Here is a 23,493-nt window from a genome sequence, read left to right as displayed (position 1 = left end):
TTTTAATTATAATTTATACAGGTAGTTTAGAAGAAGTGGCGTATTTGGGTATAAAAACACAGTTGGTTGTCTGAAAAACAGTAGACATACATTTATTGCATTGAATACATCTTCCTCTTCCCAACGGATTATCTTTTAATTTATTGATGATATCGGGCTCGCGAAGTAATGCCCTTCCCATCGCAACAAAGTCAAAACCTTCCTGCATAGCCGTTTGCAAATGCACATAATCATTAATTCCTCCCAACAAAATCAGTTGAGCTTTTTTCACTACTGTCTGGAATTGCCGAGCCGATTTAAGCATATAAAGATGTTCGTACGGGTATTCACCTAACACTAATTTTCCAAACCATTTTACCCCCAATCTGAAAATTCCTTTCTGTGTTTTTGACATGCCCTCTAAATCAGTTTCACCTCTGAACAGATACATTTGATTTTTTACCGAAGATCCCATCGTTAACTCAAACGCATCAACAGCGCCTGTTTCGTCCAGAATTCTTGCTGTTTGTGTGGACTCATCTAACCAGATTGAGTTTTTAATACCATCATCCATAGACATTTTAACAATAATTGCCAAACGGTCTTTCACCCTTTCTTTTACGGCAAGAAGGATTTCTTTTGCAAAACGTGTACGATTTTCAATAGAACCGCCATATTCATCTTTTCTTTTGTTGATCCAAGGACTGAAAAAAGAAGATACCAGATACAAATGCCCAAAATGAAGTTCGATCGCATCAAAATTGGCATCGGCAGCAACTTCTGCGGCATCCGCAAATTGCCTGATAATGGTTTTCATTTCCTCTCGGCCGATTTCACGACAAACCTGAAAACTAGAAGGACTTCTAAACCTTGACGGAGCGATTGGTTGTACACCTGTGATTTGTTTGGTGGCCACGGGACCGGCATGCCCTAACTGTGCGGAGGCTTTTCCGCCAGCCTTATGCATCGCCTGCGTAAATTGTTTGAGGCCTGAAATATTTTCACGAATCATCAAAATTTCTCCCGGTGCTGCAAAACCTTCTGCGGAAATAGCGCAGTAGGCAATAGTTGTCATACCAACCCCTCCTTGTATAAAGCCCACATGGAAGTCTATTAATGCTTGTGTAACTTTTCCGTCAGGGCTTCTACCTTCACTAGTTGCCGCTTTTATAACCCGATTCGGAAGAATAATAGGTCCTAGTTTTGTGGGTGAAAATACTTTATCAGGATTAATTGCATTCATAGGATATTGAAGTTATTGTTTCTTATCAAAGATAAACAAATAACAAATAAATGTTACATAGTGTAACATTTAAAAAATTATTAATTTTGCACCAATTAAAATCATTATATGAATTTGAAAGCTAGATCCGATTCTGTTCAAAATAAAGTAAAAATTGTAAAAACTGCTTTGAATCTATTCATGGAGAAAGGAATAGATATTCCATTGACTGAAATTGCCAAAGAATCTGATGTTTCCAGAATGACTTTTTATCGTCATTTTCCGGATCGGGAAGCTCTTGTGTCGGCAGTATTTCATTACAATCTAGATCAACTTGATTTATACGCTAAAGCATTGCAAGAAAACAAAAATGGATTCTATCTGTTGTTAAAAAAGGTATTGATACAACGGGTGGAATATCATAACTTTTTACCTTATATCAACGGACAGGAACAAACCTTGACTTCTTCCAGATTGTTTGAGATTTTCGAAAAACCAATTCAACTCGCAAAAAATAGCAACTTATTACGAGATGACTTTTGTTGTGAAAAAGATTTACTGATATTAATATCAATGGTAGGTGGCGCAGTTGCATATGTTCAGATGTCTGGTCAATCTGCCATTGAGCGAACATTAGAATTGCTTATGAACGGAATTAAAGTAGTTACAAAAGAGTAAGTTGCACATCTCTAGCTATTTCGATATGTCGTCAGTATTTTAATATCAAATTAAAGGCTTAACAGCATATTATTTAATCAATATCGTTTTTCTTATTCACGATACAGTTACACATACATCCGCATTTGTCGGATAGCTTTGGCACAATAAAATTATTCCCTCGGCAATATCCTGTTCTGTCAGAGCCCCATTATGGAGCATCCGTACTTCGCCATCTGTTTTTACTGCCCAACAAGCCCCACAGGTTCCGTTTTTGCAGGAACTCGCTACTTTGATATGATGCTCTTTCATTGCATCCAAAAGAGATTGCTTCGGCTGCACCTCAATGAGTGATGTGCATTCATAGGTCTGCTTTTCATCATTCTCGTAGTAGTCCTCATAGTAATTTACAATCACATCTTTTACAACACCGTCAGTTTCCAAATCTCCCACATCAACTGGAACTGGGTCGAAATATTCCAAATGAATATTTTCTTCTGGAATATTCAGTCCTGTTAAGGCATTTTTATATAAATCCATTAAGCCGGTAGGTCCACAAATGTAGTAATGGGCATCGTTTATTTCAGGAACAAGTCGTTTGATTATGGAACGAAGTACCAATAGAGAGAATCGTCCTGCAATATGATTGATTTTAGTAGAGATAAATTCGGGGGAAGTAAAGGAATAGCATATTTCGAGACTTTCATTTATCTCTAAAGTTTCCAGTTCATTATAAAAAATAGTTTCACTTGGCGTTTTATTACTGTATATCAGTAAGGGAATTTGACGACTACTATCAATACTATTGAGCATAGAGAATAAAGGTGCGATACCGCTACCACCGGCCAAAAGAACTATTTTGGATTGTCCAGCTATTGTATCTTCCAAAACAAAATTCCCAAACGGTGCTTCAATTTCCCATATTTCTATTTGGTCTGCATTTTCAAAAATATAGTTACTCATTTTTCCTCCAGTTACTCTTTTTACAGTAATAGCTGGATTAGGATCTGAGGGTTTGGAACTAAATGAATACGAGCGAATTACCATCTCTCCATCTATGTTGCATCTGATGTTTAGATACTGACCAGGCAAGTAGGAAAATTGTTGTTGATCTGTTTCAAAGTATATGGTCAGAGTATCCTGTGTTTCCTTCACAGTTTTATGGGTTCGCCACGTAAATTTCTTCATTTTAAATAATTTCTATCTGCTTTGTTATCTTTAAAAGGAAACCTCTACTTGTTGTTCACAAAGAGAGGTTCATCAAAACATGATATTTGATAATTAAATTTCGTTTTACTTTTCTTGCTGTCTTCTGATAATTGCCAGCTTGTTTTTTCTTATCTGTTTGAAATGGGCAGACGTTAATCCTGTATAGGTCTTTAATTGCTCGGTAAGCTCCGAAGCTTTTTTATAACCTAACGATTTTGCAATTTGCGTGATAGTTTGCTCGGTATATACCAGCAATTCTTTTACCTTTTCAATTATTCGCTTTGTAAATATAATTTCAAGGCTGACATCACATTTTAAAAGAAACAGATTGTTCAGTTCTTGATAATCCGTATTGAGTTCGCTTGTTATCTGAATCGCAAACGGAGCAGATGAACCTGTATCCAATTGGGTCTGAATAATCTGATCTGCTACCCGGTGTACTTTCGTTATTACATCCGAACAGTCACCTAATTTTAATTGATGTAACATAACTTTTTATGTTAGAGATTGGGAAACACTGTTTTGGTACCCTAAGAGTAAATGGAGAAAAGCCCAGGGATATATTCAGCAAATCCCCGAGCAATATTGAACTTACACGCAGCAAGAGCAGCTTGACGTTTTTTCGCTATCTCCGCCATCTACTTTGTAGCCAGCTTTCTCAATAGCCTGGACCAACTCTTGTTTCACACTATCATTCTCTATTGAAACAGCAAGTTTCCCTGCTTCTAATTTTTCAATAGTAACGCCATTAATATCTTTGATTGCTCCATTTACTCTTGATTGGCAGTGAGCACTTTGCATGTCTGGTATGCTTAATTCCAAATTTTTCATTTTATCTTATTTTTAATGTTTAACAAATTTCCGTCTTAATTTGATACTTATTATTATGGTATTCCTTGTAAGATTTGTGACTTTTACTGATTTTAAAATTATGATTTTATTCTACAATGAACTTACCCTTCATATAGATGTAGTGGCCTGGGAAAGAGCATAAAAAATCATAAGAACCTTTTGCAGGAGCAGTAAAAGTAATTTCGGCAGTTTGTCCACCACCAATCATATCTGTTTTGGTAATAACGGCTTTTTCCATTTCTTTTGGAATATAGCCATTATCTTTAGCGTTGATTGCTGCATTAGCGAAAGCATTGAAGTCTGTACCTTGTGCAAGAATAACAACATTATGTCCCATTGCTTCAATTGGATATAATGGTGATATTGACCCCTCTGCTGGACATACTGACCCCTCTAGCGAGTTAGTAATTCAGTCCAACTGATGACCTGACAATATTACTTCTTTTTTCTTAGACTTTCGCCTTTAAGCTCGATTCTATATGAGCTGTGAATCAGTCTATCGAGTATTGCATCTGCAATAGTATCCTCACCAATGACATCATACCAGCTGGCCACAGGCAACTGACTGGCAATTATGGTCGATACCTTAGCGTGCCTATCTTCTATTATTTCCATCAGATCCAGTCGCTGCTGCTGATCTAGATTTACCAGTCCGAAGTCATCTACAATCAGCAGATCTGCTTTGGATATTCTATCCATTAACTTATGTAATGTGCCTTCAAGTCGGGCCATTTTCGTCTTCAGAAGTAGTTTTTGCAGGTTGAAGTACAGAACTTTATACCCTTGGGCACAAGCATGATGGCCTAAAGCCGAAGAGAGAAAGCTCTTTCCACAACCTGTAGCACCGCTGATGAGTATCGGGTCTCCTTTTTTGATGTACTCGCCCGTAGCCAGCGTAGTGATCATTCCCTTGTCCAGACCTCTGGAAGCTACCATGTTTATCTCTTCTATTGAAGCCTGATAGCGGAACCCCGCATTCTGCTTAAGACGGTCAAACCGCTTTTCATCCCGTTCATCTGCTTCTGCCTGTAGCAATAGCGATAGCCCTTCTGAAAGGGTGAGTTCAGTACTACGTCGTGTTTCATTCAGTGCTTTCCAATTGCGCTCCATACCATGTAAGCGTAACGCTCTCATTTGTGTTTCAATATTCATTTTATTCTAGTTTTTGTTATTCTGTTCAGATTTTACCTGGTTATTATATTCACAGCACGTTCTTTGGCTGATTAAAGAGTGTGGGCTGGCTACTTGCGTAATATGCTCTGCCTCTGATATTCGCATGCTCCGGTAAAGAGCTTTTTACAGAACTCTCTTCCTGATTGTTAGCCGTGCCGTTTTCAAGCACATTCCTAAAGTAGTAGTAGGTATATAGCTTGTTTTTAAGAACGTACTTACATGCCCTATCGAACTCTTCTCTTGGGAAGTCCCGCTTTAACCTGAACAGCCCGTCACAGGTACGGAATAACTGTTCGGGATAGCGTGCGCGCTCAAAGAGAGCCTCCAGTAGTTCAGCGAACTCCGCGGAATGCGCTTTTGCTCTTGTTAAGTATGTCTCATGGGATCGGCTTTTATAGGCCTGATGCTCGGATTTCAAGTGTTCTGCAACAGTTGTATACGCATTGTCCTGATAGCTACGTATATGTGCAGCAACCTGTTTGCCCTGACAGTAGATCCATACCATACTACGTGTGTAAATGATCTTTACCCTTGTACCGATATAGGCGAACGGTACGCTGTAATAATGTTTGTTGCGCTGTAGGTAGATGTGTCCATTTTCCCCAACTTTGAGCTCAGCGTAGTATTTTAACTCAAACCGTTCTCTGGGAAGTTCACCCAATGTAGATTTTTCGGCACTTAAGAACCGCTCCTCACGACAGTATGCCTTTTGCTGCATCCGCGTCTGGTTGTGCTTTAGCATACAGGTCTTTATAGCTTCATTGAGCGAATGGATATCGAAGAACTGTCGGTCTCTTAATGGCGCAAAAACACGGGTGTATATCATTTTTACCTGATTCTCTACCAGTGATTTGTCTTTAGGCCGTCCTGCACGGGCCGGAACTACAACTGTACCGTAATGGTTGGCGAAGTCTTCCATAGACTGGTTTAAGATCGGCTCGTATTTATCTGCTTTGATCACTGCTGCTTTCAGATTGTCGGGAACAATAGCTTTGGGTACACCGCCCATAGCCTCCAGGCAACAACTCAGGGCGTACAAAAAGTCTGGAGTCTGCTGAGAGGATACAGCTATGGCAAATGCATAGTCTGAAAAAGGCAGACAGGCTACAAATACCTCACAGGCGACCAGTTCTCCTGTTGAGCGGTCGATATAATGGAGCTTTTTGCCGGAAAAGTCAATATATAATTTGTCTCCGGCAATGTGCTCCATCACCATGCTGCCTTTTCGGGAGACAAGCTGCTGTCTTAAATGATAGGTAAACTGGGGATAGCTGTAACCCGTGGGATCACTCTCGATATACTCTTGCCAGAGCAATTGTTTGGTGACTCCGGTGCGCTTAAGTTCTTTTTCGTAATAATCCAGACGGCTTTTTAGGTATTCAAACTTATCTGCTTTATACGCAGGATTACCGGCATGAAACGATTTTTCCAATAAAGGATCTTCCTGTTTAAGAAGCTCTTCGGTATTGAAACCGCCTTCGGCCATCTTTTTGAGATAGGACCTCACCGTATTCTTACTCATTCCCAGAATGCGGGCGATTGTTTTTATTCCGCTGCCGCTCTGGTACAATCTGATTAATTGTTTTATCTGACTCATTCGTTTTGGTTTTCCAGCCATCAGTGATCCAAATTGTTTGATCACTAAGTAACAAAAACTACTCGCAAGGGGTCAGCATGCTCCAGCGCAATGAACTGAAAAAAGAAATTAGGGGGTCAACATCCGCCAGTATGGCATTGGAATATCAGCGTTAAACGAAATATGACCTTCTAAAACTAATTCAATTTTGAGGGGTCAGCTTGCTCCAGTATATCCATCAATCGGAGCTTTTCCGGTATGCTTAAGAATCAGCTTTACAGTTTGTCCTTCTTTTACTTTAAGTTCGGTTTTATCAAATTTCATATCATCACCGCCACTGATGGTCAACTCAACTTCGTTTGCTTGTTCTGTCGGGACAGTTGTTTGTTCTAATACAGGCTGATTGTTTTCCTGTACACTTTGTTCTGTTTTCTTATTGTTGTTACAGGCAGTAAATATGATTACTGACAAGCCTAAAACTAACTTTTTCATTTTCTATGTAATTTTAAAATTGTTATCTGATACTGCAAATTTCAGCACAATTGTTATCCTAAATATTATGCAATTCCTTTTTAGATTTATGATATTTACTGAATTGCAAAATTGTATTGTTGATGCAATGCAAAACACCCGTTGTAATTATTACAACGGGTGTCTGTTCCTCTAATTTTATAAGGTTACTTTTGACTATTTGGAATGCTCAATACGATAATAGTACCAAGAATTGCAGGTATTGCCCACACGGCAAAATTAGCAAAGTTGGACAGTTCTGATGCGATAAGAATACCGCCAAGAATGATTGCAACTGCTGCACCTATACGACCTACTGCAAGGATAGTACCTAAAGCTGTACCACGAGTGGCATCGGGATAATAGGTAGCGATAAAGCCATTCAACAAAATTTGTGCACCTATGGAGCCGAAACCAACTACGGCTACAAGCAGGTAAGTAAGGCTCATAGACCATCCATTACCGTCTCCTGTACTAAAGCCAAGAGCCATTAGGAATAATGCAATGCCTGCCATCGCAAATGCCGCTGAAACAACTCTTTTTGCTCCGAACTTGTCTGCCAATGGGGAAGCAATTAGCGAACCTGCTACTGCTCCAGCATTCGTGACCAACAAGAACGTTAATGCTGAAGTAGCCGAATAACCTGCAATAGTTAATAACGTAGGCAACCACGTATTAAGTCCATAGATTAAAATCTGACCAGAAATAGCTGCGAGCAAAAACACAATTGTAATCAATGCCCAGCGACCTGTAAAGATTGCCAATAAAGGATTGCGTTTTTTTTCGACTTGCCGAACTTCTTTTTTAATTGGCGAAGTTGGTTCTATGGGTGTTAAGCCGTATTCTGCTATAATTGTATCTGCTTCTCTAATGCGACCTTTTGATCTTAAATATACCGGACTTTCAGGGAGATAATAGAGTAATAGTGGTACAACGGTAATTAATGGCAATGCACCGATCCCTAACATTCCACGGAAACCAATTGTTTCTACTAAACCGATAGCCAACAATGCGGCGAAAATACCTCCCATAGAATAACCGGAAAACATTAAAGCGTTATTGAAATTTTTACGCCCTGCTCTTGAAAACTCTACTGTTGTAGCTACTGCTGTAGGGATTACACCACCGAGACCTAAACCAGAAATAAAGCGAAAAAGCCCGAACAGAAACGGTGTAGGAGCCAACGCCGTCGCAATCATAAAGAGAGAAAAAAATGTGACTGCTCCAATTAAAACTTTTCTACGTCCAATTAAATCTGTAAGGTAGCCAACAGTAAGTGACCCTATTGCCATTCCCACAAGAGCCAGACTATTTATAGAGCCTGTTTCAGCGGTAGTTAACCCCCATGCTTCATAAGCTAGAATAGATTTTACTATTGTTCCGTATACTACTAAATCATAGCCATCAAATACTAAGACGATAAATGCTAATGCAATAACAATGGCTGGGGATTTTTTTATTTTAGTTTTAGAGTGATTGGACAAACCTGTCTCAAGGGCACTCTCTTGAATATTTTGTTTCATTATTAATATTTGTAAGAATTAAAAAATTGTTTATCAATTTGAGTTGGATTGGTATTTGCCAAACCCAGAAAAAGTAAAGTGTATTATCGGGTTTGAATATAGTCCTCAACAGTGACAACAACAATCAGATTTCTCACTGTGGTAGTGAGTTAATCCAAAAATAATTCTATTAATAATGTTCAACATTTTGTTTTTACTTTAATTATAACTTCTATACTGCAAATTTCGGTATTGCAACCAAGCTTTCCATTATACTTTTCTTTATTAGTTTTATGATATTTACTGATTGTACAAGACATAAAAAAAAGAGGATGTAATACCCTCTTTTTTTTTCGAAAAATACTTATTAGATTATGCTGCCATCATTTCTTCACAAGCTTGAGCACATTTTCTACAAGCTTCGGCACATTCTCTACAATGCTCCATTCCCATAGCAACATGTTTTTCACATTCTTCAGCACAAGCGTTGCAAATTTCCATACAAAGTTTGCAAATGTCTTTACTAAATTTACCGTCAAGACTTAGAATATTGGCTGCTGCCTGACAAATTGCAACACATTCTCATTTTTTTAGATGAGCTACTTCTTTCTCATTTAAGCAAGCAATAGCACACTGGTTACAGATCGCCACACAGTCAAGGCAGGCTTCTATACACGATTGGAATTTTGTCTGTATCATAATAAACTTTTTAGATGAAATTCTAAATTACTGTTACTTTATGAAAATACAGTTGTAACATTTTTTATAATTTTTGTAAGATTTACGGATTTAAGTTAAAATTAAAAAAAATAATTAACAATAAATCAAACTTTTATACAGACCAAATGCTTATGGTTATATCTCAAAAATCAGTTTGCTTAACTGTTTTTTTGAATTAGAAAATGTTATTAAAATTTAAAACACAACCTCACTATTAAATGTAAAAACAATTGCATTTAAATAATTACTTCAGTTTATTACATTTATAATTATCATTAAAATAAAAACAAAACGGCAATTCCTCTTTCAGAAACCACCGTTTTAGCAAACGTAATAACAATAAAGCTTATAATGATTACTTTTTCAACTTGTCTGCAGGTGGATTATAATCAGGTAAAGAAGTTACCCTTACCGTATCTACCCCAGCAATATCCCAAGTGATAGGAATCATCGTCATATACTCACATTTTGGACACATATCGCCTTCAGATCCTACCATTTCCTTATGTCCAGGACAACCGGTTATCAAGTGTCCGTGGGCATCGATCAATTCACCTTTTTCATTTCTGTCTTTAGCCGCAATTTTATCGGCAGACTTCTCAACTTGTTGTTCTGTAGCGTGGTTATGTCCATCGCCTTCTGTATGTGCGTGTCCGTCTTTTCCTGCTTTTGTATCACCTCCACAAGCAGTAAAGAGAATGGCTAAAGAGGCTAAAGCCGATATCATTAATTTGTTCATTTTCATTTTATTTATTTTTTAAAGATTAAATCTTATTTAAGTACTATTGAATGATTTTTAAGTTTAATGCTGATGGTCATGTGCTGAAGGAACAGCTTTTACACTACATAATATTGAATTATCATGTTGATGTTGGGGTGTCTCTAATTGAATAGTTACGTGATTAATACCTAAATGTTCCAATTCATGTTCTATTTTTCGAAGAAGTAGCTCACTTTGACCAATTGTCATTTGTTCATCTACCACAGCGTGACAAGTAAGCGCATTTAACCCACTTGTAATTGTCCAAATATGCAAATCGTGGATAGCTTGGACACCATCGGTTTTTAAAATTTCGTCTGCTACCTTCTCAATTTCGATATTATCAGGTGTTCCTTCCATTAATACATGGACAGATGATTTGGTAACCAGATATCCACTTCTTAAAACCAAGATAGAGACGATAATACTTGCTAAAGGATCTGCCCAACCCCATCCGAAAAACATAATAAGTAAGGCTGCGATAATTGCACCTACAGATCCTAGCATATCACTGATAACATGCAGATAGGCACCACGCATATTGAGGTTTTCTTTTACATCCGCTCCACGCATCATGATCCAGGCCACCAAGATATTAACCAGTAATCCTATAAATGCTACAATCAACATCCCACTAGACTGGATTTCTGGCGGACTCTGAAAACGTTCAATAGCCTCATAGATAATATATCCAGAAATCAATATTAGTGTTGCACCGTTGATAACGGCTGCCAATATTTCAAAGCGTTTATATCCATAGGTTTTAGCATAATCGGCTATTTTGCTACTGAATTTAAAAGCCATTAATGCAATGAACAAAGATATAGCATCGCTCAACATATGTCCGGCATCTGCCAATAGTGCAAGACTATTCGTAATCAATCCACCAACAACCTCTACAATCATATAGACTGTAATGATCACCAAGCTGATGGTTAATGTCCGTTTATTCGCGGTATGCGAGTGGTTATGCTCTTGTCCCATATTTTTATAATTATTGTTTTGCTACTGCAAATATCAGCAGCAAAACGTTTTAAACTATTTCGATATTTTTTGTTTGATTTGTAAGATTTACTTCTTCCACTTCAAGCGCAAGCTGTTACTCACCACACTTACACTACTTAAAGCCATTGCAGCTCCTGCAATCATCGGATTCAATAAGAAACCATTAATTGGATACAATATACCTGCTGCAATTGGAATACCTATAAGGTTGTAAATAAAAGCCCAGAACAAGTTTTGTTTGATGGTAGCTACTGTTTGTTTTGACAATCTGATCGCTTGTGGAATCTTAGTCAAATCGGAAGAGATGATGGTCATTTTTGCTACGTCCATCGCAATATCGGAACCTTTACCCATTGCGATACTTACATCGGCTGTTGCCAAAGCTGTACTATCGTTGATACCGTCACCGACCATTGCAACTACTTTGCCTTGGGCCTGTAGTTCTTTTACAAATTCTGCTTTCTGATGTGGTAATACTTCTGCTTTATAATGACCAATTCCAGTCTGCTCAGCAATAGCTTTTGCTGTTGCTTCATTATCGCCTGTAAGCATGTATAAATCAATACCCATACCTTGCAATTCTTTAATTGCGGCTACTGAAGTTTCTTTAATTTTATCAGAAATAGCCACTACAGAAAGTGCTTCTTTACTATTGGCAAACCAAATTACCGTTTTAGATTCTTTACCCCATTCATCAGCTTGAGATTGTAACTGAGTAGGAATACTAATGTTATTTTCAAACAATAACTTTTTGTTTCCAACATAGTAAGTTTCGTTATTGTAGTCGGCTTTTGCACCTTTACCTGTAATACTGTCAAATCCACTCAAACTTACGGTTGATGTACCTTCTAAGTTTTTTACTACCGCTTCCGCTAATGGATGCTCTGATTGTTTTTCAATACTCAACAAAATATTCTTAGTAGTATCATCATTATTCAACCACGTAATACCGGTTACTTCTGGCTTACCTTCGGTAATGGTTCCTGTTTTATCTAAAATGATAGCTTGCACTTTTTTAGCCAATTCCAAACTTTCAGCATCTTTAATCAAGATACCTTTCTCTGCACCTTTACCAACGCCTACCATTATCGCAGTTGGAGTAGCTAATCCTAAAGCACAAGGACAGGCAATAACCAATACCGTAACGGCGGCTAACAGACCTTGTACAACTCCATTGTCCCCGCCTAAAATCAACCATAAAACGAAAGTCAAAATGGCGATACCAATTACTACAGGAACGAAAATACCTGCAATTTTATCAACTAATTTTTGCACTGGAGCTTTACTACCTTGCGCATCTTGCACCATTCTGATGATTTGTGCAAGCATAGTTTCTTTACCCACTTTCACGGCTTCAAATTGGAAGCTTCCTTTTTGATTGATGGTTCCGGCAAATACTTTTTCTTTCTCTTTTTTCAATACAGGAACGGGTTCGCCACTCAACATACTTTCATCTACATAAGAGTTACCAGATATCACCATTCCGTCCACAGCAATTTTCTCACCTGGCTTTACTAAAATAATATCGCCAGCATTTACATCTTCAATAGCCGTTTGTTTTTCTGTACCATCTTTTTGAATGACGATAACGGTTTTAGGCTGTAATCCCATCAATTTTTTGATAGCAGTCGAAGTATTTCCTTTTGCTTTTTCTTCTAATAACTTACCTAAAAGAATGAAGGCTATAATAACCGCTGCAGCTTCAAAATACACGTGGGGGTGAATGCCTCTTGCCATCCAGAAATCCATAAATACCATATTGAAAACACTGAACAGATAGGCGATACCAGTGCTCAACGCTACTAAAGTATCCATATTAGCAGATTTGTTTTTGGTTTGCTTCCAGGCATTGATAAAAAAATCACGACCAATCCATAACACTACCGGAGTAGAAAATACCAACATAATTTCATTGGCATAAGGCATATCCATAAAGAACATTCCTATAACAACTACAGGTAATGATAGAATGATCGCCCAAGTGGTTTTATTTTTTAACTGTTTGAATTTCTTTTCGTGGATGGCTTCTAATGTTTCTTGTTGTTTAGATTCATCTTCAATCAACAAGTCATAGCCTCCAGCTTGAACAGCTTTTCGAATAGCATTGGCATCTGTCATATTTGGAAAATATTCAACAGACAGATTTCCAGTAGCAAAGTTTACAGAAGAATTAACAACACCAGGTACATAACGCACCACACTTTCTGCACTACCTGCACATGAAGCACAAGTCATTCCCAAAACCGGAAAACTAGCTTTTACTGTTGGTACACCATAACCTAAATCTCTTATGGCATTTACAGCATCAGCGACTACTTCTTCTTCCTTAACCGTAATAGCAGCTCTGCGATTATTGATTTCAACTTTTTGACTTTCAACGCCTTTTACTTGCGCTAGTCCTTTTTCGACTATCAATGCACAGTGTTCGCTTTCTACATCCTCTAGAGGTATGTAAATTATTTCTTTATTTGTTGCCATATTTCGATTGCTTTATTTTACAATACAAAATTGACAATAAATAGATAGATATTTATTGTGAAATTATGGGTTTGATTTGTAAGATTTACTTAAACCTCGTCTAAAGGCTTACGTTTGTCTTCTCGAATTTGTTTAAAATGGCTAGGTGTAAGACCTGTTACCTTCTTGAACTGATTACTTAGATAAGCCACACTTGAATAGTTCATGCGATCGGCAATTTCACTTAATGATAACTCATCATAAACTAAAAGTTCTTTCACTTTTTCTACTTTTTGAGCTATAAAATATTTTTCAATAGTTGTACCCTCAATATCAGAAAACAAATTAGAAAGATAATTATAATCATTATGTAATGCATCACTTAAAACATCGGAAAGATTTGTTTTTACGTCATTGTCCTGATGATGTACCAATTCAATGATAACGTTTTTTATCTTCTCAATCATGCGACTTTTCTTGTCATCAATGACCTGAAAACCTAAGGGATCTAACGCACTTTCTATTGCTTCTCGTTCTTTTGTAGTCAGATCTTTCACGAGAGAAACTTCTCCCAATTTTATATTACTAGCCTCTAAACCGAGCTTATCGAGTTCGTTCTGAACAACGAGAATACAACGGTTGCAGACCATATTTTTTATAAACAATGTCCCCATATATCACAAAGTCAGTTTTTAATTTACATAAATACACAAATACAAATTTATGATTAATAATTTAGTATTTATCGTTTATGGGTGGTTAAGTGATAAACCGCCGATGAAAAACGATTAAAATCTTTCCCATTGTAGGGACACATTGGTTATTAAATTACTATTTATTGGTAAAATTTGTGTGATACCGATATTGATAATAAAATCTTCCTTTATGAGAAAGTCAATAAACAATATTGTTAGCGAAATTCAGGAGCAAGAACGGAAACTCTCAGTCACGTGCTCGGGACTAATTGAAGAAGCTTTTCAAATGACGGTCTTTCTTCAGGAGCTATTGGTTTCGGCAAAAGAATATGTGTTAAGTTCGGGATTTGAGAACGAGGCAAAAGAGATTGAATTCTTTAAAATGACTAAGCCCCAAATCCTCGGAAAGCTAATTTACTATAATAAACTGTACCGGATAGAAACCTCGTGCCCGGTCAATAATGGAAAAATCTACCGCAACTATTTCTCGAAACATTTAACAGAGCTGAAGATTGAGTTCAGGGAACATATCTGCAATTCCCACTTTTACCGATACTACCGTTCAGGCAGAATAGATAAAGACCAAGAATATTTTAAACGGGGGCAGATAAATTACCTCGAAGGGCTTAATAGTTATGTGTTTGAAATCGACCCGCTTTTCTCAACCTATTACGATTACAAATTAGCTCGTATTCTCTCCAACGACCTGTTATATGCCTACCTCTTAACCAAAATCAGTCCCGAAGAAAACTCTGATACATTTTTCAGCAGCACCAGCGAAATTAAAGAGCTATCTTGGACGGACAGCAAGAATGCTTTGATTGAGCTAACGTATGCCCTATACGCATCTGGTGCTATTTCGGACGGTAAGTTAGGCATCCGGAAGCTCACTGCTATTTCACAAGTGTTGTTTCGAATACCACTGACCGATGTGCATCACGCATTCCACCGTATGAAAACCCGTGCAGGCTCTCGCACCTTGTTTTTAGACCAGTTGAAACAGGCATTGGAAGAATATATGGATAAGGACTTATAAACACCCCATCAATAAAGAGTTTAAAAGCGATACGCATCCCGTATTGCTTTTTTGTGTTTACACTTGCCCATATATGCCAATTGGCATATATAGGCTTGTTTTACCATGGCTCAAATCGGAAAATCTAACGAAAGCCTTATTAAATAAGGCTTTCCGTCAAATTGTAAAATTTTCAAAAAACCGCTAAACCAATTGGCAAGGCTTGGCAGACAAACACTGCCACCTTTCTCAATTTTGCATTGTAAACATTAAAGAGCAATGCGATGAAAATTATAACTATTGAAGCAGCAGCAGGGATACAGCTTAATAACTGGATAAATACTATTACTGATTATCTACAAAGGCTGAATGATACAAGCTAAGATGACTTATGGCAAAAGGCAGAAAGCTGAAAACAGACAAAAAAATAAATCCTTAAAAACATGTGCTATGAATATTGATAGAATGGAATTTATATCGTGGATGGAACGCATCATGGACAGATTTGATATGTTGGGCGACAATATTGACGATTTAAAAAAGAAACGAAATACCATTGATGGAGAGGAACTACTCGACAATCAGGATATTTTGCAAATGCTGAAAGTCAGTAATCGTTCTCTGCAACGTTATCGCTCTATTGGGAAGCTCCCATATTACACGATTAGCGGGAAATTGTATTATAAATTATCAGATGTACATCAGTTTATCAGAGAGAGCTTTAATAAATAGAACAGAACGCCAATGAAAGCCAAACATTTCCATTGACTGCCACTTTAGGCTAAGCAGGAAGCACTTCCTTTACTTTCGGCATAAAAACTTTAAAATTTTCAGATTATGAGCGAAGAAACAAAGAAACAGGAAACCTCCGAGCAATCTGTTCAGAACGCACCAGAACAACTGTCGGACATACTGTTAATATTGGATAAGGAAAAAATGAAAATCCAAGCCGTAAAGAGCATTGACGAAAACGGCAAAATGGAAACCGTTGACCCTACTAAAAAGAACCAATCTGATTTTATGCGTGTGGACAAACACGGCGATTTCGTTTCCAATTTCCTATCCAATTTTTGGAGACAGCTAAAAGATCCTACCAATTTCACATTCTTTAAAGTGCCGGCAGGAGAAGCTGTAGAAAAGGCAAAAAAATTTCAAAAACAGGTAGATAACCCTACACCGGAGGGTAAAAAAGAAATGGAAAAACACGAGGTGAAAAATGAACCCGAAAAAGAACAAAAACAAGAAAATAAAAATGATATGGCAACAACACAGACAACACCGGAAACAAACGAATACCGTTTCAAGCCAGAACAGATTGATTGGGAAACAATGAACAATCTCGGATTAAGTAAGGAATACCTTGAAAAAAAGAACCTCCTTGAACCATTATTGAAAGGTTACAAGACCAATGAGCTTGTACCCATTAGCGTTAATCTTGGCGGTGCGGTAGTTCGCACAGATGCCCGTTTATCGTTACAGCCTACACCGGATGGAAGTATCGTGGCGGCAGTACACGGTATCAGACGTGAACCCAACTTAAACTTTGAGTTCTTTGGACACAAGTTTAACGAAGAAGACAAAAAGAACTTGCTCGATACGGGTAATATGGGGCGTGTGGTAAATTTGAAAAATCCCAAAACAGAAGAAATGATGCCGTCCATTATCAGTGTGGACAGGCTTACCAATGAGCTGATTGCTTTAAAAACAGAATTTATCAAAATCCCTGATGAATTAAAGGGGATAAAACTGAACGATGTGCAAAAACAAACCTTAATGGAGGGGAAACCTCTGTTTATCGAGGGAATGATTTCTACAAAGGGAACCACCTTTGATGCAAATGTTCAGTATAATGCTGACAAAAGATTTGTTGAGTTTTTGTTTGACAGAAACAACAATAACCAGCAATCCCAAAATAAGCAACAAAGTAATAAGCAAACCAGTCAACAAAAGCAATCGCACGAAGCTCCGAGAACTTTCAGAGGTAAGGAACTGACTGATGAGCAGTACAACAAATTCAAAGACGGACAAACCGTATATATTGAGTTGAAAGACAAAAAGGACCAGCCCTACCAGGGTTACATCACTTTCAATAAGCAAGATGGAAAAACCAATTTTGAGTTCCCAAATCAATATAAGGAACGTGTAAAACCTACCGAAGCTCACAAAACACAAACTGCGGTTAATTCTGAAGGAAAAACCAACGAAGCAACCAAAAATGTGAAAGAACCTTTGCAAAAAGGACAGCAAAGACCAAAAAATGAAAAGCAACAGGAAAAACCCCAAGCTCCAGCAAAATCAAAAGGTAAAAAAGTAAGTTAGTTATGAAAACAGTTATCGCAGAAAAACCAAGCGTAGCAAGAGAAATAGCCAGCTTATTGGGAGCATCTGATAAAAAAGACGGTTACCTAACAGGTAATGGCTATTTTGTTACCTGGGCATTCGGTCATTTAATTGGCTTAGGAATGCCCGAAGATTACGGGATTTCAGGATTTGACAAGGCTTCATTGCCCATTCTCCCGAACCCGTTTGTTTTAACCGTTCGCAGGGTCAAAAAAGACAAAGGCTACGAGGTCGATACAGGAGCATTAAAGCAACTGAATATAATTAAAGAACTGTTCAAAAAAAGCGATAGTATTATCGTTGCTACCGATGCAGGACGTGAGGGCGAACTCATCTTTCGCTATATTTATGAACACCTGAAATGCAAGAAACCATTTGAACGGCTTTGGATTAGTTCATTAACTGAAAAAGCCATTAAACAGGGTTTTGACAACCTAAAAGATGGTGTAGCATTTGACGGATTGTTTCAGGCAGCACAAGGCAGAAGCCGTGCTGACTGGCTGGTGGGCATCAATGCTACACAGGCACTAAGTATCTCGGCAGGCAATGGTATTTATTCGCTGGGCAGAGTGCAAACACCTACATTGGCCTTGATTTGCAAACGCTATCTGGAAAACAAAAATTTCTCTGTTAAGAAATATTGGCAAATTCAGCTATCACACAACAAAGACAGTATTGATTTCAAAAGTATCTCTAAAAAGAAATGGGACGAACAAAAGTTTGCCGAAGATGCTTTGAAGTTGATCCAAAGACAGAGAACTGCAATTGTTGTGTCGGCGGAAAGCAAGAACGTAACGGAGCAATCACCCTTATTATTTGACCTTACAGGTTTGCAGAAAGAAGCTAATAAAAAACTTAACCTGTCTGCCGAGCAAACGCTCAATATTGCCCAAAGCCTTTACGAGCAAAAATTTATTACCTATCCCCGTACCGGAAGTAAATACATTCCTGAAGATATGTGGACTGAAATTCCCAACCTTGTAAGAGCATTACAGGATAATGAACAATTTAAGCAAGCGGTATCAAAATTAAAATGGGGTCGGTTTAATAAACGTATCGTAAACGATTTGCGTGTAACAGACCATCACGGGTTACTGATAACTGACAAAATTCCATCTGCCCTTAGTGCCTATGAAACAAAGGTGTACAATATGATTGCCTTTCGATTGCTCGAAGCCATTTCACAAGCCTGTATAAAAGAAGTTACGGATATAGTACTGGAAGCATCACATTACGATTTTATACTGAAAGGCTGTAAGATATTAGAGGCAGGATGGCGTTCCATAAAAGGTAATTTCTCGGACGATGATGCCGAACCAATACAAAACTTGCCCGAACTGAAAAAAGGCAATGAGCTGAAAATTAAAGAAGTTGTTTGCTTGGAAAAGAAAACCAAACCGCCCGTACTTTATACAGAAGCCGGGCTATTGTCGGCAATGGAAAATGCAGGAAAGGAAATCGAAAATGAAGAAGAAAGGAAAGCCCTGCAAAATATCGGTATCGGTACGCCTGCTACAAGGGCGGCAATAATTGAAACCCTGTTTACCCGTAATTATATTGAAAGAGAAAAGAAATCCTTGATCCCAACGGAGAAAGGATTACAGGTTTACGAATTGGTTAAAGAACGTAAAATTGCAGATGTAATAATGACTGCCGAATGGGAATTGGCTTTACAGAAAATTGAAAACAACGAAGTTGATGCAAGAGTGTTTTTGAGAGAAATGGAAATCTATGCGAAGTCCATAACAGACGAACTCCTGCAAACTTCCATTGCTCAAAACAACCTGCCTAAACTGAATTGCCCGAAATGTAAAAGCCAGCAACTCATCATACGGGATAAAATTGTAAAGTGTCCTGATGAAGTTTGTAATTGGATACAGTTCCGTAATGTGTGTGGCGTACAAATCGGCATAACTGATATTGAAAGCCTTATCAGTAAAGGCAAAACTTCTCTCATCAAAGGAATGAAAAGCAAGTCAGGAAAGAAATTCGATGCCTTTATCATATTGGATGAAGAATACAAAACCTCTTTTGAATTTGAAAAAAACAAAAGTTACAAAAAGTAATGGAAAACAAACCTACCATTAGCACAACGGAAATCAAGAGCCTGATTTATTCCATACGTGGAAAGCAAGTGATGCTGGATAGAGACCTCGCTTCCTTATACCAAGTGGAAACAAAGAACCTCAACAAAGCGGTAAAAAGAAATATGGAAAGGTTTCCTATTTCATTTTGCTTTCAATTGACAGATGAGGAATTTGAAAACTTGAGGTTCCAAATTGGAACCTCAAGTTTAAACTATGGTGGAAGACGTTATCTACCTTATGCTTTTACCGAACAAGGTATTGCATGGCATCTGCTATACTCCGTTCACATATTGCTATTAAAGTGAGCGTTGAAATTATGGAAGCTTTCGTAGAAATGAGAAGAATGCTAATCAGTAACGCCTCTTTATTTCATCGTTTGGATAAGATTGAATTGAAGCAATTACAAGCCGATCAAAAATTTGAGGAAATCTTTAAGGCTTTGGAAAACGACAAGCTCCACAGCGAAAAAGGTATCTTTTACAACGGACAAATTTTCGATGCCTATACCTTTGTTTCTGATATTATCCGAAGTGCTGAAAGCTCCATTATCCTGCTTGATAATTATGTGGACGATACGGTACTGACCTTGTTGAGCAAACGCAAGGATACTGTAACGGTAAAAATCTATACCAAAAGCATCAACAATCAGCTCCAATTGGATTTACAACGGTATAACAACCAATATCCTCCAATTGAAGTTGAGATTTTCTCTGATGCACACGACCGATTTTTGATTATTGACAATACGGAGCTTTACCATATCGGAGCATCACTTAAAGATCTGGGCAAAAAATGGTTTGCCTTTTCAAGAATGGATATTGAGGTCGCTAATATGTTACAATTTCTGAACGGTTTATAAATTAGTTTACTTAGCCTCCTCTTGGGGATTCTCCAAAGGATGAAAAGCTGCAATCCTGCCACTTCCCAAAACATGCAAGGAATAGTGATTGCCGTTAAAGTATAGCGATTTGTCCCCGAAAATTCTGAAATCCTTGCCTTGCGATAGCCTGTCGTTTATTTGTGGTAAGAGGTTCTCAATGGCGATTTTTAGAATACGCCTTATGTCCTTATAAGAATACTGAAATTTCGTTTTATTCTCAAAGTGGCCTTCGATGGCTAATTCATCACAATGACGCAGATAGATGTGAAGAAACCCTTCGTAATCCCAATAGATAGGCTTAACAACGTTATGATAAGCCAAAGTTTCATTGTCAAACTCAATCCTGGAAATTTCAAGAGCCTTGTAAATTTCCGGGTATTCTTCTTTGAACTTTTCTAAAGTCTTATTGGTAGAACGCTTAATTTCTTTGACGACAGCTTCAATACGCACAGCTTTACGCTCCTTCAAAAACTCATTAAACTCCAGTATTTCTTCCGCAGAAATATCTTTGGCGTATAATTTAGCTTCCAACTCAAAAAAACGAGATAAATAGGTTTTATTTCCATCTTCTGAAAATCCTTTATTCTTTATAATATCCAAGTTCGCTGATTCAGGTTCTAAGTAAAATGATAGACCGCAAAACTTAGCCCATTCATCATCAGTTAGCGGATATCCACTTTTAATCTTTTGTCCTAACAGCCAATGATTTGATCGGTTCACATCAAATCCTGTGGGGTCCATTTTTATTTCAATTGTGTTTGGTATTTCTTTCTTGCCGACTTGTCCGAAGGCTTTTGGGGCAGGAAGATTCGTAGCTAAAACTTCATAAATATCACCGCTAATGAATCCTTCATTCTTTAGTTGTTCTTGCTGTTCCTTTGATAAATGCTCATCTGTGGAGTCAAATTTTACAAGGCCATTTGTTCGGGGCACATTCCCGGATTTAATGACTTGCTCCAGTGCTTCACGTTCTGCCTTTCCATACAATATAATACCCGAAATGTTACGTCCATATTTTTGCGCTGATTCGCTGTATTTGTGGAACTCAATACTGATGAATTTTCGTTCGTATTGACCATACATGGCATAAATCTCTTCAACAGAGAATTGAAATCTTTCCTTTTTCTGATCCTCAATTTCCTGTTTGAATTTTTCCAGCTCACCCCGGTATATTGAAATCGCATATTCCAATTGAGCGATTATTTCTTTATTCTCCGCTGGTGTAGCGGCTAATGTTTTTTCATGTGTGTTCAACTGTTCCTCGACTATATCACTAAGTAGATATAAACCTGGATCATTTATCTTATGGGTAATTCCATACATAGTTTCTCGATTTATTTGGTTAGTTTTTCTTACTATTTTCTATCAGTATAATTCACTTTGGATTAATCAATTCGTAAATCTTTTCACGCCTCGAAGTTGTATAGTTTTCGACTTTCGCAATAAATTCTTTCCGGTCCTCATGTTCGCTAATCAATAGAAATTCACCTTCCTCGTCTATAATTCTAGGATCGAAAATAATATTCATTTTGAGAATATACTTTTTGAAAAAGTCACCAAAATCATACGACTTAAAGTGAATGTTTTCCACATAAGTTCCCTCGTGGATATTAAAGGAACCTACTAAGACCTCAGCGTTTTTTCTATCAAAACCCGCATAGAATTTTGCATGAAAATCACGTTTGAACAAAGCCTTCTTATCAGTTAGTTCATCTACAGTTGGATTTAAAAGTCCGTAATCTTTAAGAACATTAATGTCCATACCTGTATTAGCCGAACCTTCAAGGAAAGATGTAAGGGTCGCTTTTCTCGTTAGCAAGGTTGTTTTATGCGGAATTGTGTTTTTTAGTATCCAATTCCAAAGCTCAACACGTTGTGCTTCGCTATTCTTAAAGTCAAAACCAATAAAGGGAACTGCTAAAAAAACTTTATTGTAGTAAACCTGCCATCTTATTAATAGCTTCTGAAGAATTGACAAGCAATCATCCCTATCGTAAACGCCATCTATTGTGAACTCCAAATCTGCACCTATCACATCTATCAGTATCAGTTGATGCTCTTCCTCTATAGGCAATTCCCTTTCTATAAAGTCCTTATATAAAACTCCTTTCGTGTTAAATCCGCAAGAGCATTGATAATCTACTACAACAATGATACTGTCCGGGTTTCCAGCTCTTCCTTTGAGGTAATAGTTTAAGTATGAATTTATTGACTTGTTTATCGAGGGTAACTTATCAGAAAGTTGAGCATATAGGATTGGTTCAAGGTGTGTTTTGCATCCCGGACAGAAAAAGATATTTTCTTCAATATCGCTAAAAGTAGGTTTTTCATATTCTCCCGTTTGAACAAATAGTAAGTTGTCGAAACTAAAATCTTCAGGGAAACTATCTAAGTCATGTTTTTTTAACGTCATTATTTTTGACTCTGGAACATCATTATCCCAAGAATCTAAAATCTTTGCTCCAGATTTGACTGAAGAATAATCGTCCGGATTCTTTACCTTATAAGGAAACTTTGTACCACAGTTATCACACTGCAATATCCACCCTCCACTATCGTTAACACCGCCCGGTACTTTACCAATTGACAATTGGATATTTCTTGGACAGGAAGGATTTGGACATTTTACCACTTCTGTTCTATGACTAATTTCAAACATGATCGTTATGTTGTTCGGTTATAAGCATTTCCTCTGATATATATTCAGATTCTCAGTTCAAAAATACAAATTAATTCCTCTGGTATTTTACGAGGTCACGCCAAATCCCGCCTCTCAAAGCCAAAGCCTACCACTTCTGCAAAGGAACTTATCTGCTACTATAATTTTAGGCATTGAGCAAAATTCTAAATAAAA

The 23,493-nt window shown here is 37.5% G+C and carries 21 protein-coding genes and 1 pseudogene; 6 read left to right on the top strand and 16 right to left on the bottom strand.

The annotated features are described in order from the left end of the window. Positions 1-13: 13 nt before the first annotated feature. A complete protein-coding gene (locus ACMHJW_RS01010) occupies positions 14-1,222 on the bottom strand; it encodes an NADH:flavin oxidoreductase (protein WP_413531602.1) in 1,209 nt (402 codons plus the stop codon). A 108-nt stretch (positions 1,223-1,330) separates the two neighbouring features. Here ACMHJW_RS01010 and ACMHJW_RS01005 point away from each other — a divergent pair, with 108 nt between their 5' ends. Beyond that, positions 1,331-1,879, top strand: coding sequence for a TetR/AcrR family transcriptional regulator (locus tag ACMHJW_RS01005; protein WP_052217454.1), 549 nt, complete (start codon positions 1,331-1,333; stop codon positions 1,877-1,879). A 96-nt stretch (positions 1,880-1,975) separates the two neighbouring features. Here the strand turns inward: ACMHJW_RS01005 and ACMHJW_RS01000 are convergent, their stop codons facing one another. The 13 genes from ACMHJW_RS01000 to ACMHJW_RS00940 form a co-directional block, all read right to left on the bottom strand. After that, on the bottom strand, positions 1,976-3,046 hold the full coding sequence (locus tag ACMHJW_RS01000) for an iron-sulfur cluster-binding domain-containing protein (protein ID WP_038330919.1): 1,071 nt from the start codon (positions 3,044-3,046) through the stop codon (positions 1,976-1,978). A gap of 105 nt (positions 3,047-3,151) precedes the next feature. Next, positions 3,152-3,556, bottom strand: a complete 405-nt coding sequence (locus ACMHJW_RS00995; protein ID WP_052217452.1) for a helix-turn-helix domain-containing protein — start codon at positions 3,554-3,556, stop codon at positions 3,152-3,154. Positions 3,557-3,658: 102 nt separating this feature from the next. Further along, positions 3,659-3,898: a heavy-metal-associated domain-containing protein gene (locus tag ACMHJW_RS00990; RefSeq protein ID WP_038330917.1), complete on the bottom strand. Its 240-nt coding sequence runs from the start codon at positions 3,896-3,898 to the stop codon at positions 3,659-3,661. A gap of 106 nt (positions 3,899-4,004) precedes the next feature. Next, positions 4,005-4,256 (bottom strand): plastocyanin/azurin family copper-binding protein, encoded by a 252-nt coding sequence (locus ACMHJW_RS00985; protein ID WP_413531601.1) that lies wholly within the window; start codon positions 4,254-4,256, stop codon positions 4,005-4,007. A gap of 98 nt (positions 4,257-4,354) precedes the next feature. Then, the gene (istB, locus tag ACMHJW_RS00980) at positions 4,355-5,071 is read right to left on the bottom strand and encodes an IS21-like element helper ATPase IstB (RefSeq protein WP_413531600.1); all 717 of its coding nucleotides are present in this window, start codon (positions 5,069-5,071) and stop codon (positions 4,355-4,357) included. A 49-nt stretch (positions 5,072-5,120) separates the two neighbouring features. Continuing rightward, on the bottom strand, positions 5,121-6,710 hold the full coding sequence (gene istA / locus ACMHJW_RS00975; RefSeq protein WP_413531599.1) for an IS21 family transposase: 1,590 nt from the start codon (positions 6,708-6,710) through the stop codon (positions 5,121-5,123). A gap of 174 nt (positions 6,711-6,884) precedes the next feature. Next, positions 6,885-7,139 (bottom strand): hypothetical protein, encoded by a 255-nt coding sequence (locus ACMHJW_RS00970; protein ID WP_413531598.1) that lies wholly within the window; start codon positions 7,137-7,139, stop codon positions 6,885-6,887. 206 nt (positions 7,140-7,345) lie between these two features. Then, positions 7,346-8,701, bottom strand: a complete 1,356-nt coding sequence (locus ACMHJW_RS00965; protein WP_143884062.1) for an MFS transporter — start codon at positions 8,699-8,701, stop codon at positions 7,346-7,348. 351 nt (positions 8,702-9,052) lie between these two features. Beyond that, entirely contained in the window at positions 9,053-9,181 is a 129-nt protein-coding gene (locus ACMHJW_RS00960) for a four-helix bundle copper-binding protein (protein WP_255497938.1), read from the bottom strand. Between the two features lie 574 nt (positions 9,182-9,755). Further along, positions 9,756-10,145, bottom strand: a complete 390-nt coding sequence (locus ACMHJW_RS00955; protein WP_294930834.1) for a hypothetical protein — start codon at positions 10,143-10,145, stop codon at positions 9,756-9,758. Positions 10,146-10,202: 57 nt separating this feature from the next. Then, positions 10,203-11,144 (bottom strand): cation diffusion facilitator family transporter, encoded by a 942-nt coding sequence (locus ACMHJW_RS00950; protein WP_143884060.1) that lies wholly within the window; start codon positions 11,142-11,144, stop codon positions 10,203-10,205. Between the two features lie 87 nt (positions 11,145-11,231). Further along, positions 11,232-13,643 (bottom strand): heavy metal translocating P-type ATPase, encoded by a 2,412-nt coding sequence (locus ACMHJW_RS00945; protein ID WP_143884059.1) that lies wholly within the window; start codon positions 13,641-13,643, stop codon positions 11,232-11,234. An 89-nt stretch (positions 13,644-13,732) separates the two neighbouring features. Next, the gene (locus ACMHJW_RS00940; RefSeq protein WP_038330902.1) at positions 13,733-14,296 is read right to left on the bottom strand and encodes a helix-turn-helix domain-containing protein; all 564 of its coding nucleotides are present in this window, start codon (positions 14,294-14,296) and stop codon (positions 13,733-13,735) included. Positions 14,297-14,507: 211 nt separating this feature from the next. Here ACMHJW_RS00940 and ACMHJW_RS00935 point away from each other — a divergent pair, with 211 nt between their 5' ends. The 5 genes and pseudogenes from ACMHJW_RS00935 (at position 14,508) to ACMHJW_RS00915 (ending at position 20,618) form a co-directional block, all read left to right on the top strand. After that, a complete protein-coding gene (locus ACMHJW_RS00935; RefSeq protein WP_038330900.1) occupies positions 14,508-15,353 on the top strand; it encodes an RteC domain-containing protein in 846 nt (281 codons plus the stop codon). Between the two features lie 429 nt (positions 15,354-15,782). Next, a complete protein-coding gene (locus tag ACMHJW_RS00930) occupies positions 15,783-16,064 on the top strand; it encodes a helix-turn-helix domain-containing protein (protein ID WP_143884236.1) in 282 nt (93 codons plus the stop codon). Positions 16,065-16,169: 105 nt separating this feature from the next. Continuing rightward, positions 16,170-17,651, top strand: a complete 1,482-nt coding sequence (locus tag ACMHJW_RS00925; RefSeq protein WP_143884058.1) for a DUF3945 domain-containing protein — start codon at positions 16,170-16,172, stop codon at positions 17,649-17,651. 2 nt (positions 17,652-17,653) lie between these two features. Next, a complete protein-coding gene (locus tag ACMHJW_RS00920; RefSeq protein ID WP_143884057.1) occupies positions 17,654-19,738 on the top strand; it encodes a type IA DNA topoisomerase in 2,085 nt (694 codons plus the stop codon). Next, positions 19,738-20,618, top strand: a pseudogene (locus tag ACMHJW_RS00915) (ORF6N domain-containing protein). Before ACMHJW_RS00920 ends, ACMHJW_RS00915 begins: the two are co-directional and overlap by 1 nt. 6 nt (positions 20,619-20,624) lie before the next feature. Here ACMHJW_RS00915 and ACMHJW_RS00910 read toward each other — a convergent pair. Next, complete coding sequence (locus ACMHJW_RS00910; RefSeq protein ID WP_143884056.1) at positions 20,625-21,962, bottom strand: hypothetical protein; 1,338 nt, start codon at positions 21,960-21,962, stop codon at positions 20,625-20,627. Positions 21,963-22,014: 52 nt separating this feature from the next. Then, the gene (locus ACMHJW_RS00905; RefSeq protein ID WP_143884055.1) at positions 22,015-23,298 is read right to left on the bottom strand and encodes a hypothetical protein; all 1,284 of its coding nucleotides are present in this window, start codon (positions 23,296-23,298) and stop codon (positions 22,015-22,017) included. Positions 23,299-23,493 lie beyond the last annotated feature (195 nt).

It is taken from the genome of Empedobacter brevis (genome assembly GCF_965118635.1).
Classification (GTDB): domain Bacteria; phylum Bacteroidota; class Bacteroidia; order Flavobacteriales; family Weeksellaceae; genus Empedobacter; species Empedobacter brevis_A.
The sequence above is the reverse complement of the archived record's forward strand: the minus strand, read 5'-3'. Positions and strand labels throughout refer to the sequence as shown.

Coding starts and splice junctions, on each gene's coding strand:
- ACMHJW_RS01010 (WP_413531602.1), bottom strand. CDS start 1,222: ATGAATGCAATTAATCCTGATAAAGTATTTTCACCCACAAAACTAGGA.
- ACMHJW_RS01005 (WP_052217454.1), top strand. CDS start 1,331: ATGAATTTGAAAGCTAGATCCGATTCTGTTCAAAATAAAGTAAAAATT.
- ACMHJW_RS01000 (WP_038330919.1), bottom strand. CDS start 3,046: ATGAAGAAATTTACGTGGCGAACCCATAAAACTGTGAAGGAAACACAG.
- ACMHJW_RS00995 (WP_052217452.1), bottom strand. CDS start 3,556: ATGTTACATCAATTAAAATTAGGTGACTGTTCGGATGTAATAACGAAA.
- ACMHJW_RS00990 (WP_038330917.1), bottom strand. CDS start 3,898: ATGAAAAATTTGGAATTAAGCATACCAGACATGCAAAGTGCTCACTGC.
- ACMHJW_RS00985 (WP_413531601.1), bottom strand. CDS start 4,256: ATGGGACATAATGTTGTTATTCTTGCACAAGGTACAGACTTCAATGCT.
- istB (WP_413531600.1), bottom strand. CDS start 5,071: ATGAATATTGAAACACAAATGAGAGCGTTACGCTTACATGGTATGGAG.
- istA (WP_413531599.1), bottom strand. CDS start 6,710: ATGGCTGGAAAACCAAAACGAATGAGTCAGATAAAACAATTAATCAGA.
- ACMHJW_RS00965 (WP_143884062.1), bottom strand. CDS start 8,701: ATGAAACAAAATATTCAAGAGAGTGCCCTTGAGACAGGTTTGTCCAAT.
- ACMHJW_RS00960 (WP_255497938.1), bottom strand. CDS start 9,181: ATGGAAATTTGCAACGCTTGTGCTGAAGAATGTGAAAAACATGTTGCT.
- ACMHJW_RS00955 (WP_294930834.1), bottom strand. CDS start 10,145: ATGAAAATGAACAAATTAATGATATCGGCTTTAGCCTCTTTAGCCATT.
- ACMHJW_RS00950 (WP_143884060.1), bottom strand. CDS start 11,144: ATGGGACAAGAGCATAACCACTCGCATACCGCGAATAAACGGACATTA.
- ACMHJW_RS00945 (WP_143884059.1), bottom strand. CDS start 13,643: ATGGCAACAAATAAAGAAATAATTTACATACCTCTAGAGGATGTAGAA.
- ACMHJW_RS00940 (WP_038330902.1), bottom strand. CDS start 14,296: ATGGGGACATTGTTTATAAAAAATATGGTCTGCAACCGTTGTATTCTC.
- ACMHJW_RS00935 (WP_038330900.1), top strand. CDS start 14,508: ATGAGAAAGTCAATAAACAATATTGTTAGCGAAATTCAGGAGCAAGAA.
- ACMHJW_RS00930 (WP_143884236.1), top strand. CDS start 15,783: ATGAATATTGATAGAATGGAATTTATATCGTGGATGGAACGCATCATG.
- ACMHJW_RS00925 (WP_143884058.1), top strand. CDS start 16,170: ATGAGCGAAGAAACAAAGAAACAGGAAACCTCCGAGCAATCTGTTCAG.
- ACMHJW_RS00920 (WP_143884057.1), top strand. CDS start 17,654: ATGAAAACAGTTATCGCAGAAAAACCAAGCGTAGCAAGAGAAATAGCC.
- ACMHJW_RS00910 (WP_143884056.1), bottom strand. CDS start 21,962: ATGTATGGAATTACCCATAAGATAAATGATCCAGGTTTATATCTACTT.
- ACMHJW_RS00905 (WP_143884055.1), bottom strand. CDS start 23,298: ATGTTTGAAATTAGTCATAGAACAGAAGTGGTAAAATGTCCAAATCCT.